This is a genomic window from Vibrio sp. 1580 (assembly GCF_033340055.1).
In genome coordinates this window covers 1-540 of sequence record NZ_JAWOVT010000635.1, presented here as the reverse complement: position 1 = coordinate 540, position 540 = coordinate 1, and the positions used below count along the sequence as shown (strand labels likewise).

Annotated in this window: 1 protein-coding gene; it reads left to right on the top strand. The window is 45.2% G+C overall.

The annotated features are described in order from the left end of the window. A partial coding sequence (locus tag R7093_RS27570) for a penicillin-binding transpeptidase domain-containing protein (protein ID WP_318147321.1) occupies window positions 1-540 on the top strand: 540 nt, incomplete at both ends.

Genomic DNA, 540 nt, shown 5'->3' with positions numbered 1-540 from the left:
TGTCATTAAATCCATTGAAGAGTCTGTTGATACGTTTTACTACCAAATTGCTTATGACTTGGGGATCGACCGAATTTCAAACTGGATGATGATGTTCGGTTTTGGTGACTACACAGGCATCGATATCTACGAAGAAAGTAAGGCTAATATGCCAACTCGTGATTGGAAGATGTCTCGTCACAAAACGCCTTGGTATAAAGGTGACACCATTCCTGTTGGTATCGGCCAAGGCTACTGGACGGCGACACCTATGCAAATTGCGAAAGCAACATCGGTGTTAGTGAATAATGGTGCGGTTTCCGCTCCTCACCTCCTAAAGTCCACCATCGATAATGGTGATAACTTTGAGGAACAAGAAACCTCTGAATACGTAACCTACCCACCGATTCAAAATGTGCCAGAAAAATACTGGGATATTGCGAAAGAAGGTATGCGCCGTGTAAACCATGGTACTCGTGGTACGGCTCGTCGTTCTTTCTACAATATGAGCTACCAGACAGCCGGTAAATCAGGTACAGCGCAGGTCTTTGGCTTGGGCGA